Here is a 14478-nt window from a genome sequence, read left to right on the forward strand (position 1 = left end):
GATAAAAAAGAAGGAATTAGAAGATTTTTAGAGAAATAAATAGTATAATAGTTATAAGCTTTTCGGGGAGGATGATACGATGAATTATGTTAACAAAGAAATAACAAATATACCTATAGATCAGATAAAACCAAACCCTTATCAACCAAGGAAAAATTTCAGCAAAAAATCTATAGAAGAATTAAGTAGATCAATAAATGTATATGGGGTACTTCAACCAATAAGTGTTAGAAAAATAGCAGAAAACAATTATGAATTAGTTGCAGGAGAACGTCGTCTTCGAGCAGCAGAATTATTAAACCTTGAAAGTATTCCAGCTATTTTAGTAAATATGAAAGATCAAGACTCTGCAATGCTTGCCTTAATAGAAAATCTTCAGAGAGAAGATTTAAATTTTTTAGAAGAAGCAGAAGGGTATAATAATTTAATAAATGATCATGGATTAACTCAACAAGAATTGGCAGAGCGTGTAGGTAAAAATCAATCTACTATAGCAAATAAACTAAGAGTACTTAGACTTCCTGAAGAAATTAAAAAGACTTTAGTAGAAAATTCCCTATCTGAGAGACATGCAAGAGCACTTTTAAAATTGCCAGAAGAAGAATTACAATACAAAGTGTTAGACAAAATAATTAAAAATGACCTTACTGTTAAAAAAACGGAAAACTTAATAAAATCCTTGTTAGAGGATTTAACTGAAATAAAAGAAGAACAAGAACAAAAAGCAAAACAAAATATAAAGTCATTAATTAATTTTAAAATATATTTAAATACATTGAAAAATGCATATACTGCAATAAAAGATAGTGGCATAGAAGCAAAATATCAGGAAAAAGATACAGGTGACTTTATAGAAGTAACAGTAAAAATTCCAAAGAATAAAAAAATAATATAAATTAAAATTGTCATTCCTTTAGCTAAAGGAATGACAATTTTATCTTCTACTCACATAATCACTATCATCAATATAAAATCTCCAAAGAAAATCTTTTGCTTCTTCAGCATAATTAATACCAATTCTTTTACTTTCTATAATTTCAAATTGTTCTTTTTCACCTTCACAAATATAGATAACATCACCTGTTAAGTCATATCCATTTATGTCCCGGGTAATACCAAGTGCTTGAGTTAACTTTCCTGGACCATTAGTTAGGTTTTTAATTTGTTTTTTTGTAAGTTCATTATACATTTTACCAAATCTATTTAAAGATATAGTATCAAGTTCATTTATAGGTTGGACTCCTCTTAAAAGTACTCCTTGTGGAATATTTTTACCACCTGATACTACATTTAAGCAATTATAAATACCATATATAAGATAGACATAAGCATGACCTGCATCTTTAAACATTGTTTCAGTTCTTTTAGTTCGTCTATTTTTATATGTATGGGATGCTTTATCATCTTCACCCATATAAGCTTCTACTTCTACAATTTTTGATATGAACTTTTTATTGTTTTTATTTAAAACTAAGTATTTACCTAATAAATCTTTAGACAAATCTAGTGCAGACTTTCTATAAAATTTTCTGTTTAATTTATGCATAGAATTCTCCTTTTCAAGTATGTAAATAGTTAAATATTACCTTATATATCCTATACCCAAAACAACTATAAATTATAAATAGGTATATAAATATAATAAAAATTTGATATAATGATATATAATAAAGGAATATGAGTGGAGATGATTTCATGTCAAAAGTAATTGCAATATTTAATCAAAAAGGTGGAGTAGGAAAAACTACTACAAATGTAAACTTAAGTTCTTGTATTGCAAAATTAGATAGAAAAGTTCTTGTAATAGATATAGACCCTCAAGGAAATACAACTAGTGGATTTGGAATAGATAAAAAATCCTTAGATAAGTCTATTTATGATGTTTTGATTGAAGGAGAAAATATAAAAACAACAATAATAAAAACAGAAGATGAAAATTTAGACTTAATAGCATCTAATGTTGATTTAGCAGGAGCTGAAATAGAATTAACAAATAGAGATGATAGAGAACTCATATTAAAAAATGCAATAGATGAAATAAGGCAAGATTATGACTATATATTTATAGACTGCCCTCCTTCTTTAGGTCTTCTTACAATTAATTCCCTTGTAGCAGTAGATAGTGTTATAATACCAATACAATGTGAATATTATGCATTAGAAGGTGTAAGTCAACTTATGAGTACAATAAAACTTATAAAGAAAAGTTTAAATCCAAAGCTTGAAGTAGAAGGGGTGGTATTAAGTATGTTTGATGGTAGGACAAACCTTTCTATTCAAGTGGTAGATGAAGTAAAAAAGTATTTTAGGGGAAAAGTTTATACAACTTTAATTCCTCGTAATGTAAGGCTTGCAGAAGCACCAAGTTATGGGTTATCTATAGTTGATTATGATCCTAAATCTAAAGGTGCAGAAGCATATATGGAATTAGCAGAAGAATTTTTAGATTATATTGAGGATGTGATATAAGCATGGTGAAAAAGAAGAGAGGACTTGGTAGAGGGTTATCAGCGTTGATTCCTGATGAACCAAAGCAAGATTCTGATCTAGATAAAGAAGAAGGAAAAATAATAGATATAAAGTTATCAAAAATAAAACCAAACAAAAATCAACCTCGAGAAAAATTTAATTTAGATACTATTGAGGAATTATCTAGATCTATTGATAAAGTAGGATTAATACAACCTATAGTAGTTAAGAAAAGTAATTCAGGATATGAAATTATAGCTGGAGAAAGAAGGTTTAGAGCAGTAAAGAATTTAGGTGTAGATACTATACCAGCTATAATAAGAGAAGATGATAAGAAATCAGCTGAAATAGCTTTAATAGAAAATATACAAAGAGAAAATTTAAATCCAATTGAAGAAGCATATGCTTATGAAAATATAATAAAAAAACATGAAATAACTCAAGAGCAGCTCTCTAATATTATTGGAAAAAGCAGATCATATATTGCAAATTTAATGAGATTATTAAAATTATCGGATAAAATTCAAGATATGATGAAAGAGGGATTATTAAGTAGTGGACATGCTCGAGCATTGCTTTCTATTTCTGAAAAAGAAGTTCAATATGATATAGCAAAGACTATATTAGAAGAAAAACTTAGTGTTAGAGAAACAGAAAAGTTAGTATCAAAATATAAAAATAAAAACAAAACTAAAAAGAAAAATAAAGTAAGAAAAGATCCTATGATAGCAGAAATAGAAGAAGATTTAAGGAAAGTCTTTGGTACTAAAGTTAATATTAATAAAGGGAGAAAAAAAGGAAAAATAGAAATAGAATATTATAATGATGATGATTTAGATAGAATTATAGAATTGTTAAACAAGTAAATGTTTCACGTGAAACATTTAAATATTACCAATGTAAATTTCTATTATACTTGTTATAATTGAAATATAAGGACAAAAGGAGAGATCATTATGGAACTTATAATGTATCTAGTAGATGCATTTTCTGATAAAAAATTCAGTGGTAATCCAGCGGGAGTTATTCCAGATGGAAAAGAATTATCTGATGAAAAGATGCAAAAAATAGCTAGAGAATTAAATTTATCTGAAACTGCATTTATTCAAAAAATAGATGAAGAAAATTATAAAGTTAGATTTTTCACTCCTCTACAAGAAGTAGACTTATGTGGTCATGCTACAATTGCTACATTTTATACTTTGATAGAAAAGGGATATATAAATGCTTTAGATAATGGTAAAAAAAGATACTATCAACATACTAGAGCAGGAAAGTTATATATAGATGTGTATTGTAAAGATGGTAAAATAGGTAAAGTTATTATGGAGCAAAAGAAACCTGAAATCATAGAAAAAAATATAGATATAGATGAATTATCATCTGCTATGAATATAAATAAAGTTGATATAGGTATAGGTGCTAAAAAATTTAATCCAAAAGTTATATCTACAGGATTACCAGATATAATAGTACCTGTAAAAAACAAAAAAATATTAGATAATTTAAAAATAGATAAAGAAAAAGTTAAATTATTATCTGAAAAATTAAATGTAACAGGTATTCATGTCTTTGCTATTGAAAATGATGATATATATTCTAGAAATTTTGCTCCTTTAGTAGGAATAGATGAAGAAGCTGCTACGGGCACTGCAAATGGAGCATTATTTTATTATTTAAGAAAAAACAAATTAACAGATAAAACAGAAATAATAGTTAATCAAGGAGAATCTTTAAATAGACCTTCAAAAATAATATGTAAATTAGGAAATAGTACAGATGTTATAGAAGTAGGAGGAGTTGCATCTATAGTATTAGAAGGTATAATTCATCCTTAAAAAGCTGCAAATCTTAGATTTGCAGCTTTTTATTCTTGAGTTATGATTATTGTACCGTTAGCAAGTTTATATATATTTCCAGAAAGTGTACGACCTAATTCAGATGAAATTTTTTCCTGTGTATCTTTATCTTTTGCAAGAAAGGTTGGTACACCTGAATGAATTATTAATTTTTCATCAATTGTTACTATAGCTAATATACTTCTAGTACTGCTTTCTTTCATATTAATCATCTCTTTTCTTTTTATCATTAGTTTTTTTTGTCATTTCAAGGATAGGAATATCATATATGATTTCTTTTAATCTAGTTATATCTTTTATCATAGGAACTATGACTAATGCTAGATTTCCATTATCAAAATTTCTTCTAGTTTCAATATATCTTTCTACACCTAATAATCTTGAGCATTCATGAACAATTGCTTTTCTCTGTCCACTATGATTAAGCATTACTTTTTCATTTTCACCTATGGGTTTCATAATTATACCTATTCCATTTTTCAATATTCTTGTTTGAGTAGCTGATAAACCTACATTCATCACATACATATTACCTACATATAAATTGCTACCATCTTTAAATTCCAAGGGAGCTTCAGTTATAGTTAATATGTCTCTTAAAGTATGCCCTTTAGTATAGTTTTTCAAGAAAAACAAAACTATAAATCCAATAAGTAAAGAAATTGGTATTATTAAAAAATTATTTTTTATAAAACTTCTTACAATAAAAGCTGAAATAGTAGTTACAAAAGAAGATATCATAACAATATAGTTTCTTGCTTCAAATGTTTTTGCTATTCCATCAATATATGATTTACCTCTTGGAGCATAATTTTCTGTTTCTAAAGATTCAAGAGTTTCTTTTTCCATCTTCCTAATATCTCTAAATTGTTGTATTGCTACAGTAAGAAATGTAACTGCTACATAATTTTTTGCAAGTAAAGCAGGATAAGCTACAGCTCCAATACTTGCAGCTATAAAACCAGTAGTTAAGTTTATTAGGTATCCATTTGGAAGTGTAGGATATTGTCTTATATCTCCCCTAAGCATCCACCATCTGCTAATGAATCCAACTATTACACCTAAAACAATATGTAATAATACAAAAGATTGTAGTATTTGTTTTTCCATATTATCTCCTTATACTCTTATTATTAGTTATATATAGTTTTTACTTTTAAAATACAAATATACTTTAAATAATGAAAAACAATTTGTTAAATATATATCTATGTTTAAAATTATGATATAATAGATATATATTTAACAAAGGGGGGCATGTTAATGATTATAAATGAAGAAAAAATATTTGATATATTAAAGGATGCAAAATATATATCAGAAGTTAAAATAGATAAAATTTTAGAAAAAGCTAAACTAGGGAAAGGACTTAGTTTAGAAGAAACAGCTATACTATTAAATGTAGAAGATGAGAAAAATATAAGTAAAATATTTAATATAGCAAAAAGTGTGAAAGAAGATATATATGGTAAACGAATAGTATTATTTGCACCATTATATCTAACTAATAAATGTATAAATAATTGTCTTTATTGTGGATTTAGAATGGATAATAGAAAATTACCTAGAAAAACACTAGAGATAGATGAAATTATAGAAGAAGCTAAAGCGTTAGAAAAAAGTGGACAAAAAAGGCTTCTATTAGTAGCAGGCGAAGATAATGTTTCAGCACCTCTTGATTATATAATTGAATCAATAAAATCTATTTATGAAAACAGTGATATGAGAAGGTTAAATATAAATTCTGCACCTATGGATAAAGAAGATTTTATAAAGTTAAAAAAATCAGAAATAGGAACGTATCAGTGTTTTCAAGAAACATATCATAAAGAAACATATAAAAAGATGCATCCAACAGGACCAAAATCAGATTATGATTATAGGCTGACAGTGATGGATAGGGCAATGGAAGCTGGAATAGATGATTTAGGTATGGGAGTATTGTATGGATTGTATGATTACAAATTTGACACTATAGCATTACTTATGCATGCAGAATATTTAGAGAAAAAATATAATTGTGGTCCACATACTATATCAGTACCAAGGCTTAGACCTGCTCCAGGAGCTAAAATGGAAAAAATAGAATATCCTATAACTGACAACGAATTTAAAAAATTAGTTGCAATAATTAGACTTGCTGTTCCTTATACGGGAATAATATTATCAACTAGAGAATCAGTAAAATTAAGAGATGAATTATTAGATTTAGGAGTTTCTCAATTAAGTGCTAACTCAAGTACTAGTCCTGGTGGATATAAGGAAAAGAAAAAACATAATTCAGATCAATTTTATACAAACGATGAAAGATCATTAGATCAAGTAGTAAAGTCTATTAGTGATACAGGATATATTCCTAGTTTTTGTACTGCATGTTATAGAGTAGGAAGAACTGGAGAAGAGTTTATGAAGCTAGTTAAAGCAGGTAAAATGAAAAGTATATGTAGATCTAATGCACTTTTAACTTTAAAGGAACATATTTTAGACTATGCATCAATAGAAACAACAAAAAGTGCTGAGAATATAATAGATAATTTATCAAAATCAATAGAAAATCAAAATATACAAGATGAATTAGATGACAGACTTAAAAGAATGGAAAATGGTGAAAGAGACTTATATTTCTAGGAGTGAATTATGAGCATATTAAATAAATTTATAAAAGATAAATTTAAAAACCCATATATAATAGTAGCTAGTTCTAACTCTAATATGTTATATGCAAAAAACATATTAGAAAAAAATAGTATATACAATGAACTTATACCAACACCTAAAGGATTTGGAGAAATATGTACCACTGCAATAAAATTTGATAAGGTACATCAAGATAAAATAATAAAACTATTAAACCAAAATAATGTAGATTATAAGGGAATATATTCATTAAAAAACAGATATAAATATGATTTGTCTAGTATATATGGTATGAATATATCAGATAACATGAGGAGTATATTACAAAAAATATCTAATAATATTGATTTAAATAAAGAAGATATACTGTATGTATTAGAAAGTAAGGATAAAATAGTATTTGATGCTCTTATAAAAACTGCTGATGTCATAAGAAAAGAATGTGTAGGAGATAGAATTGAAATTAGAGCTGCAATAGAATTTTCAAATTATTGTATTAAAAATTGTAATTATTGTGGTTTAAGAAGACATAAAAATCAATTTAGATATAGAATGAAAGAAGATGAAATCTTAAAAGAAGTAGACAAATTATATAAGTTAGGTATAAAAACAGTTATACTTCAATCAGGAGAAGATCCTTATTATACTACAGAAAAAATTATTTCTATTATAAGAAAAATAAAACAAAAATATAAGATGGGAATTACTTTAAGTATTGGTGAAAGAACAGAAGAAGAATATAAAATATTTAAAAATTCTGGAGTAAATAATTATTTGCTCAAAATAGAAACTTCAAGTGAAGATTTATTTGAATATATCCACTATGATAGTAAATTTAAAACAAGAGTAAAACATACAGAGTGGATAAAAAATGCTGGCTTGAGATTAGGATCAGGGGGAATGATAGGATTACCTAAGCAAACATTAGATCAAATAGCTGATGTAATATTATTTCAAAAAGATTATGGTGTGCATATGATAGGTTTTGGTCCATTTATTCCTACAAAAGGTACTCCATTTGAAAGTGAAAAAACTTCTGACTTAGATTTAAATTTAAAAGTTATAGCACTTACGAGAATAGTATGTCAAAATGTATTTATACCAGCTACTACAGCTATATCTACACTTAATAGAGAAGGACAAACTAAATCTCTTTTAGCTGGAGCAAACACAATAATGTTAATAAGTACTCCAGAAAAGTTAAGAGAAAAATATGGTATATATTCTGAGAAAAATATGGTTGATTTAGATTTTACCATTGAATCAATTAAATATTCAAATAGAAAATTGCCTAAATATCTAAATTATGATTATATACAAGAATTAGGCTATGATATAGATAAAAATTTGAAATGAGGAGATAAATATGAACTCTACACCCCGTTCCAATAGACTTCATATAGGTATATTTGGGAAAAGAAACACAGGTAAATCAAGCCTTATAAATGCTCTAACATCTCAAGAGATAGCATTAGTTAGTAATATAAAAGGTACTACTACTGATCCAGTATATAAATCCATGGAGTTATTACCTATAGGACCAGTTGTATTTATAGATACAGCAGGAATTGATGATGAAGGAAAATTAGGAGAATTAAGAATAAAAAAGACTTTAAAAGTATTAGAAAAAACAGATATAGCAATCATTTTATTAAGTTTTGAATCGGAAGATTTAGAATATGAAAAAAGTTTGATAGAAAATATAAAGAAGAAAAACATACCTATAATAGGAGTGTTAAACAAAGTTGATAAATATAATGGAAGTATAAAATATTTAGAGCAAGAACTAAATATAAAAATATATAAAACAAGTATTAAAACTAAAGATGGAATAGAAAAATTAAAAGATGAGATATGTAAATTGAAACCCTATATAAATGATGAAAATCCATTTATAATAAGAGATAAAATAAAAAAAAATGATGTTATAGTTCAAGTAACTCCAATAGATGATTCTGCACCAAAAGGAAGATTAATACTTCCTCAAGTTCAAACTATAAGAGAAGTGTTAGATGGTAATGGAATAAATATAGTGGTGCAAGACAGCGAGTTACAAAAGACAATTGAGTTATTTGGTGACAAAATAAAAATGGTTATTACAGATTCTCAAGTTTTTGGCAAAATAAAAGATATAGTACCAAATCATATATTTTTAACAAGTTATTCTATACTTTTTGGAAGATATAAAGGTGATCTTTTAGAGTTTACAAAAGGAATAAAAGAAATTAAAAGACTTAAAAAAGGAGATAAAATATTAATAAGTGAAGCCTGTAGCCATCATAGACAAAAAGGAGATATAGGAAGAGATAAAATACCAAAATTTCTACAAGAAATATCAGGAGTGGATCTTAATTTTGACTGGAGTTCAGGTAACAGTATACCAGAGGATATATCTAAGTATTCTTTAATTGTCCATTGTGGAGGATGTATGATTAATAGAAAGGAAATGGTTTCACGAATTAAAAATGCTTCACAAAAAAACATACCAATAATAAACTATGGAATTTTTTTAGCATATAAACATGATATATTAGAAAGAGCTTTAGAGATTTTTCCAGAACTAAATTAAATATGTTTCACGTGAAACATACCAATAAAAATAAACTGATAGCCATATTTATAGTGCTGTCAGTTTATTGATTATTATAGGATATTTTAGTATAATTTGAATTACAGGCATAACTTAAATAGGAGGGAGACTTTATGGAAAAAAGAATGTTATCACCTCAAGAAGTAGCTGATGCTACTATTAGAACAGCTGAAGGTAAAACTAAATTAAATTTCATACAAACATTCCTTTTAGGAATATTTGCTGGAGTTTTTGTTGGATTTGGCACTCATGGATATTTGACTGTAACACAAACCCTAGGAAATATTGATGTAGGATTGTCAAAATTAATAGGAGCATCGGTTTTTCCTGTAGGACTTATGTTAGTGCTGATGGCGGGAGCTGAACTTTTCACAGGAAATAATCTTATGACAATAGCACTTGTAGATAAAAGAATTACCTTTAGAAGTTTGTCTAAGAATTGGATTATTGTATATGTAGGGAATTTTATAGGATCTATTTTGCTTGCATATGCTATATATAAATCTGGACTGTACTCTGGAGAGAATATAAAAAACTTAGCTATTTCTGTAGGAGAAGCTAAGTTATCACTTTCATTTCATGATGCATTAATAAGAGGAATATTATGCAATATGATTGTAACATTGTCTGTTTGGTTTGCTACTGCAGCAAAAGATATAACTGGCAAAATATTAGCAATATGGTTTCCTATAATGCTTTTTGTTTTATCTGGTTTTGAACATAGTATTGCAAATATGTTCTTTTTACCTATAGCAAAATTTGTAGGCTTAGAATCAAGTTGGTTAAATATATGGTTAAATAATCTAATACCAGTAACTATAGGTAATGTTATTGGAGGAGGAATTATAGTATCAGGAGTATATTATTTAACATATATATTACCTAATAAAAAAACAAAAAAATCAAAATAGTAATTATTAAATATGGTATAATTATGATAATTAATTTAAATTGAGGTGATAAATTGATTTACCTAGATAATGCTGCAACTACATTTAAAAAACCTGAGATTGTTTATGAAAAGATCATAGAAAGTATGAGAGAATATGGAGCTAATCCAGGTAGAGGAGGACATAAATTATCTTTAAAAGCAGGCAGAGGAATTTATGAAACAAGAGAAATTTTAGCAAAATTATTTAATATAAATAATCCTATGAATATAATATTTACTTACAATGCTACAGAAGCTCTCAATTTAGGAATAAAGGGTTTACTTGAAAAAGGAGACCATGTAATAACTACAGCTATGGAACATAACTCAGTTCTACGGCCAATTAAAGCTCTTGAAAATCTTGGTGTAGAAAATACTATAGTTAAGTGTGATAGTGAAGGATTTGTAGAATTAAATGATATAAAAAGGTCAATTAAGAAGAATACAAAATTGATAGTTACGACTCATGCTTCAAATATTACTGGAACAATATTCCCTATAAAAGAAATAGGAGAATTGGCAAAAGCAAATAATATTATTTATATGGTAGATGCTGCACAAACAGCAGGAGTCTATGATATAGATGTAGAGAGTATGAATATAGATATATTGGCATTTGCAGGTCATAAAAGTCTTCTTGGACCTCAGGGAACAGGGGGATTATATATAAAAGAAGGTATAAATATACGTAATTTAAAAGAAGGTGGGACAGGAAGTAAATCTCATGAATTAGTTCAGCCTAGCATGTTACCAGATAGATATGAAAGTGGAACTCCAAACACCCCAGGGATTATAGCTCTCGGTGCAGGAGTTAAATATATACTAGATAAAGGAATAGAAAATATAAGAAATCATGAAATAGAACTTTTAAATTTTTTTATAAATGAAATAAAAGATGTAGAAGGAGTTATATTATATGGACCAACTGATGTATCTAAGAGGGTACCTGTAATACTTATGAATATAGGTAATGAAGACTCTTCAGAAGTTAGTTATATATTAGACAGTGTTTTTGATATAGCTACAAGATCAGGGCTTCATTGTGCACCACTTGCACATAAGACAATAGGGACATTAGAAAGGGGAGCTGTAAGATTTAGTATTGGTCCTTTTAATACTAAAGAAGATATAGCTAAAACCCTAAAAGCAATAAAGCAAATAGCTCATGAAGCAACTTGTGATTAAACTAGGGGAAGGAAGAAGAGTATGGATAGTATTTTAGAGATGTTAAGTTTATATAGAAGTCAAGTACTGCTTGGACTTATATTATTTTCTTTGCTATTATTTTTATTGTTTTTAATACAAGAATACAGAGTATCAAAATTAAAGAAAAAATATAAAACATTATTAGTGGGAAACGATGGGAAAAACTTAGAAGAAATTTTATTTAAAAATATAGATATGATAGATAGTATGAAGTTAAAAATAAAGGGTTTAGATGAAAAGTCAGATTTACTAAATGAAAAAGTAAAGAGCTCTATACAAAAAGTTGGTATGATAAGATATAATGCATTTGATGATATGGGTAGTGATTTGAGCTTTTCGGTAGCCCTATTAGATGAAAATGATACTGGACTTGTAATATCTAATTTATATGGTAGGAATGAATCTATAGGCTATGGAAAACCTGTTATTAATGGTGAATCTGAATATAAATTGTCTATTGAAGAAATACAAGCAATAGATAGAGCAAAACGAAAAGCTCTTTATATGGAAGATAAAGTGAGAAGGGCTACTAGGTAAAGTATAAAATGAAAATCGCATTTATAATAAATCCAGTAGCAGGTAGAAACAGAAAAAAAGATATAGTTCCTATAATTAAAAACAAATTTAAAAATATAGATTATAAATATATTATAACTCATACTAAAGATATAGATGATGCAAGATTAATAACAATGAAATACTTAAAACAAGATTATAAAATAATAGTTGCTATAGGTGGAGATGGAACAGTAAGAGAAGTAGCTAGTGGAATAAAAGAAATGAATAAAGGAATACTTGGAATTATACCAATGGGTACAGGAAATGATTTAGCTAGAACATTAAATATACCTTTAAGTCCAGATAAAGCATTAGATAGAATATTAGATCATAATATTAGAAATATTAATATTGCAAAGGTAGAACAAAACAAATTTTTAAATGTAGCAAGTATAGGTATTGATGCTGAAATAGTAAAAAATACGAGAATATTTAAAGGTCTATTTAAAGGCAAATTAGCTTATACTTTAGGTGTTCTAAGAACTCTTTTTATATTTAAACCTAAAAGTGTGACTATTAAATATGATGATATTGAAAAAAATGAAAAGGTATTATTAGTAGCTGTAGCAAATGGTAATTATTATGGTGGTGGAATGATGATATCACCTAATTCTAAAATAGATGACAATCAGTTAGATATTTGTATAATAAAAAATATATCAAAAATAAAATTATTATTTTTATTTCCATCTGTTTATAATGGCAAACATGGTAAATATAAAAAATATGTAAAGTTTATAAGTGCAAACTCTTTAAAAATATATTCAAAAGAAAAAATATTTTTAAATGTTGATGGAGACATTTTAGAAAAAAAAGGATTAATACAATTTGATTTATATAATAAAAATATTAAAGTAATCGTTTAGTGAATAAATAAACCTCCTATACAAATACTATTAATAGTATTTGTATAGGAGGTTTACTAGTATGAAAAGAATATCAATTCAAGATGGACTAAATGAATTAGCCTATGAGCTAAAAAAAAGAGGTTATGAGATAGTTGATCATGATTCAGATGCATATATATATATGGCAGATGGTTATGATATATCTAATTTAACAAATATGATTGATATGAATATGGGTGAAGATATGAACAATTCAAAAGGGACTTTACTTATAAATGCTTCAAATAAAAACATAGATCAAATAGAGCAAATATTAAATAAAGGGTATTATACTCCACTATTTTAATAAAAGTTAAATTAAAGATTAAATTTAATCTTTAATTTAACTTTTTATTGTCTATATTTAATTTAGATAAGGAGTATATAATAGAAGTAGAAATAATTCTTGCCATTTTCATTACTATATTTAGCCGAGTGTTTTGAAGTAAAATAAATTCCATAAAGCCAGATATATTTACAACTCCTGTTATATGAATATTACCTACAAGAGGTAGTTCTTTATTAACACCTGATCCAGGTTTTAAAGGTCCATCCCAGACACTTATAAAACCTACTCTGTTATACATACCTAAAGAAGCATCAATAGCTATTACAAATGGGTTATCAAATTTTTTATCTATAATATTAATATATGTAATTAGATTTTTAGCATGAACGGGTTTTTCTAAAGTTCCATAAATATGAACATTTTTAGTGTTTAGAAACAATCCTTTATCTAAAAAGTATCCAACAAGAGGTCCTAAGGAATCCCCTGTAGATTTATCAGTTCCTATACATACTATAACTATATCTGAATAAATAGGACTATAAGTTTCTGATAATTTTTTTAATAGAATATTAGAAAATGTAGATGTGGCAAAATCAGAGTTACAATCTATAGAATTGTTATTTTGATTCAACATATTTAAACCTCCATATGGATAAGATATTATATTGATATAAATATTATTTAGTCTATAATTAATAATATGATTTTATCCAATATATTATAAAAAATACTATATTTTATTTAAATATATTAGTTGTATGAATAGTTTAGAATATTGAATATCAATATATATCCAAATGCTTATAATTATATTTAAAAATATCCTTGACAAGCATATATATATTTGATATAGTACTAAGAGTCGTCAGGAAAGCTTGTCTTTCTAAGTGAAAAAAGAATTTAAAAGAAAATAAAAAAAGTTATTGACAAGCTACTTAAAACCTGATATAGTATTAAGAGTCGCTAGCAAACAGTGACAATGAATTGGTCTTTGAAAATTGAACAGTGTAGATAACAACAACTTATAAGTTGTAAAATTATAAAGCTAAATT

The 14478-nt window shown here is 26.5% G+C and carries 16 protein-coding genes; 12 read left to right on the top strand and 4 right to left on the bottom strand.

Features of this window, described 5'->3' with window-relative positions:
• Window positions 1–79 precede the first annotated feature (79 nt).
• Window positions 80–895 carry a nucleoid occlusion protein gene (noc, locus tag D3Z33_RS14975; protein ID WP_160198584.1) on the top strand — a complete coding sequence of 272 codons (816 nt, stop codon included), beginning with the start codon at window positions 80–82 and terminating at the stop codon, window positions 893–895.
• A gap of 39 nt (window positions 896–934) precedes the next feature.
• Here noc and D3Z33_RS14980 read toward each other — a convergent pair whose 3' ends face one another.
• Window positions 935–1546, bottom strand: coding sequence for a DNA-3-methyladenine glycosylase (locus D3Z33_RS14980; protein ID WP_160198585.1), 612 nt, complete (start codon window positions 1544–1546; stop codon window positions 935–937).
• Between the two features lie 149 nt (window positions 1547–1695).
• Here D3Z33_RS14980 and D3Z33_RS14985 point away from each other — a divergent pair, with 149 nt between their 5' ends.
• From D3Z33_RS14985 to D3Z33_RS14995, 3 genes are all read left to right on the top strand, one after another.
• On the top strand, window positions 1696–2469 hold the full coding sequence (locus tag D3Z33_RS14985; protein ID WP_160198586.1) for a ParA family protein: 774 nt from the start codon (window positions 1696–1698) through the stop codon (window positions 2467–2469).
• Window positions 2470–2471: 2 nt separating this feature from the next.
• Entirely contained in the window at window positions 2472–3335 is an 864-nt protein-coding gene (locus D3Z33_RS14990; RefSeq protein ID WP_160198587.1) for a ParB/RepB/Spo0J family partition protein, read from the top strand.
• 90 nt (window positions 3336–3425) lie between these two features.
• Window positions 3426–4307, top strand: a complete 882-nt coding sequence (locus D3Z33_RS14995) for a PhzF family phenazine biosynthesis protein (protein WP_160198588.1) — start codon at window positions 3426–3428, stop codon at window positions 4305–4307.
• A 29-nt stretch (window positions 4308–4336) separates the two neighbouring features.
• Here the strand turns inward: D3Z33_RS14995 and D3Z33_RS15000 are convergent, their stop codons facing one another.
• Both D3Z33_RS15000 and D3Z33_RS15005 read right to left on the bottom strand, forming a co-directional pair.
• Window positions 4337–4540: a capping complex subunit for YIEGIA gene (locus D3Z33_RS15000; RefSeq protein WP_160198589.1), complete on the bottom strand. Its 204-nt coding sequence runs from the start codon at window positions 4538–4540 to the stop codon at window positions 4337–4339.
• Window positions 4533–5438 carry a YIEGIA domain-containing protein gene (locus D3Z33_RS15005; protein ID WP_160198590.1) on the bottom strand — a complete coding sequence of 302 codons (906 nt, stop codon included), beginning with the start codon at window positions 5436–5438 and terminating at the stop codon, window positions 4533–4535. Before D3Z33_RS15005 ends, D3Z33_RS15000 begins: the two co-directional genes overlap by 8 nt.
• A gap of 153 nt (window positions 5439–5591) precedes the next feature.
• Between D3Z33_RS15005 and hydG the strand changes: the two genes are divergently transcribed.
• The 8 genes from hydG (at window position 5592) to D3Z33_RS15045 (ending at window position 13444) form a co-directional block, all read left to right on the top strand.
• On the top strand, window positions 5592–6956 hold the full coding sequence (gene hydG, locus D3Z33_RS15010; RefSeq protein WP_243153531.1) for a [FeFe] hydrogenase H-cluster radical SAM maturase HydG: 1365 nt from the start codon (window positions 5592–5594) through the stop codon (window positions 6954–6956).
• 9 nt (window positions 6957–6965) lie between these two features.
• A complete protein-coding gene (hydE, locus tag D3Z33_RS15015; RefSeq protein ID WP_160198592.1) occupies window positions 6966–8321 on the top strand; it encodes a [FeFe] hydrogenase H-cluster radical SAM maturase HydE in 1356 nt (451 codons plus the stop codon).
• Between the two features lie 10 nt (window positions 8322–8331).
• The gene (hydF, locus tag D3Z33_RS15020; protein WP_160198593.1) at window positions 8332–9534 is read left to right on the top strand and encodes a [FeFe] hydrogenase H-cluster maturation GTPase HydF; all 1203 of its coding nucleotides are present in this window, start codon (window positions 8332–8334) and stop codon (window positions 9532–9534) included.
• 134 nt (window positions 9535–9668) lie between these two features.
• Window positions 9669–10466, top strand: a complete 798-nt coding sequence (locus D3Z33_RS15025; protein ID WP_160198594.1) for a formate/nitrite transporter family protein — start codon at window positions 9669–9671, stop codon at window positions 10464–10466.
• A gap of 53 nt (window positions 10467–10519) precedes the next feature.
• A complete protein-coding gene (locus D3Z33_RS15030; protein ID WP_160198595.1) occupies window positions 10520–11671 on the top strand; it encodes an aminotransferase class V-fold PLP-dependent enzyme in 1152 nt (383 codons plus the stop codon).
• A 21-nt stretch (window positions 11672–11692) separates the two neighbouring features.
• The gene (locus D3Z33_RS15035) at window positions 11693–12229 is read left to right on the top strand and encodes a DUF4446 family protein (protein ID WP_160198596.1); all 537 of its coding nucleotides are present in this window, start codon (window positions 11693–11695) and stop codon (window positions 12227–12229) included.
• Between the two features lie 8 nt (window positions 12230–12237).
• A complete protein-coding gene (locus D3Z33_RS15040) occupies window positions 12238–13116 on the top strand; it encodes a diacylglycerol/lipid kinase family protein (RefSeq protein WP_160198597.1) in 879 nt (292 codons plus the stop codon).
• Window positions 13117–13177: 61 nt separating this feature from the next.
• Window positions 13178–13444, top strand: coding sequence for a YkuS family protein (locus tag D3Z33_RS15045; protein WP_160198598.1), 267 nt, complete (start codon window positions 13178–13180; stop codon window positions 13442–13444).
• A 31-nt stretch (window positions 13445–13475) separates the two neighbouring features.
• Here the strand turns inward: D3Z33_RS15045 and yyaC are convergent, their stop codons facing one another.
• Window positions 13476–14060, bottom strand: a complete 585-nt coding sequence (yyaC, locus tag D3Z33_RS15050) for a spore protease YyaC (RefSeq protein ID WP_160198599.1) — start codon at window positions 14058–14060, stop codon at window positions 13476–13478.
• Window positions 14061–14478: the final 418 nt, after the last annotated feature.

The sequence above is a fragment of the Senegalia massiliensis genome (genome assembly GCF_009911265.1).
Classification (GTDB): domain Bacteria; phylum Bacillota; class Clostridia; order Tissierellales; family SIT17; genus Anaeromonas; species Anaeromonas massiliensis_A.

Bases quoted from the DNA above. Each gene is read 5' to 3' on its own strand.
- noc (WP_160198584.1), top strand. From the start codon at position 80: ATGAATTATGTTAACAAAGAAATAACAAATATACCTATAGATCAGATA.
- D3Z33_RS14980 (WP_160198585.1), bottom strand. From the start codon at position 1,546: ATGCATAAATTAAACAGAAAATTTTATAGAAAGTCTGCACTAGATTTG.
- D3Z33_RS14985 (WP_160198586.1), top strand. From the start codon at position 1,696: ATGTCAAAAGTAATTGCAATATTTAATCAAAAAGGTGGAGTAGGAAAA.
- D3Z33_RS14990 (WP_160198587.1), top strand. From the start codon at position 2,472: ATGGTGAAAAAGAAGAGAGGACTTGGTAGAGGGTTATCAGCGTTGATT.
- D3Z33_RS14995 (WP_160198588.1), top strand. From the start codon at position 3,426: ATGGAACTTATAATGTATCTAGTAGATGCATTTTCTGATAAAAAATTC.
- D3Z33_RS15000 (WP_160198589.1), bottom strand. From the start codon at position 4,540: ATGATTAATATGAAAGAAAGCAGTACTAGAAGTATATTAGCTATAGTA.
- D3Z33_RS15005 (WP_160198590.1), bottom strand. From the start codon at position 5,438: ATGGAAAAACAAATACTACAATCTTTTGTATTATTACATATTGTTTTA.
- hydG (WP_243153531.1), top strand. From the start codon at position 5,592: ATGATTATAAATGAAGAAAAAATATTTGATATATTAAAGGATGCAAAA.
- hydE (WP_160198592.1), top strand. From the start codon at position 6,966: ATGAGCATATTAAATAAATTTATAAAAGATAAATTTAAAAACCCATAT.
- hydF (WP_160198593.1), top strand. From the start codon at position 8,332: ATGAACTCTACACCCCGTTCCAATAGACTTCATATAGGTATATTTGGG.
- D3Z33_RS15025 (WP_160198594.1), top strand. From the start codon at position 9,669: ATGGAAAAAAGAATGTTATCACCTCAAGAAGTAGCTGATGCTACTATT.
- D3Z33_RS15035 (WP_160198596.1), top strand. From the start codon at position 11,693: ATGGATAGTATTTTAGAGATGTTAAGTTTATATAGAAGTCAAGTACTG.
- D3Z33_RS15040 (WP_160198597.1), top strand. From the start codon at position 12,238: ATGAAAATCGCATTTATAATAAATCCAGTAGCAGGTAGAAACAGAAAA.
- D3Z33_RS15045 (WP_160198598.1), top strand. From the start codon at position 13,178: ATGAAAAGAATATCAATTCAAGATGGACTAAATGAATTAGCCTATGAG.
- yyaC (WP_160198599.1), bottom strand. From the start codon at position 14,060: ATGTTGAATCAAAATAACAATTCTATAGATTGTAACTCTGATTTTGCC.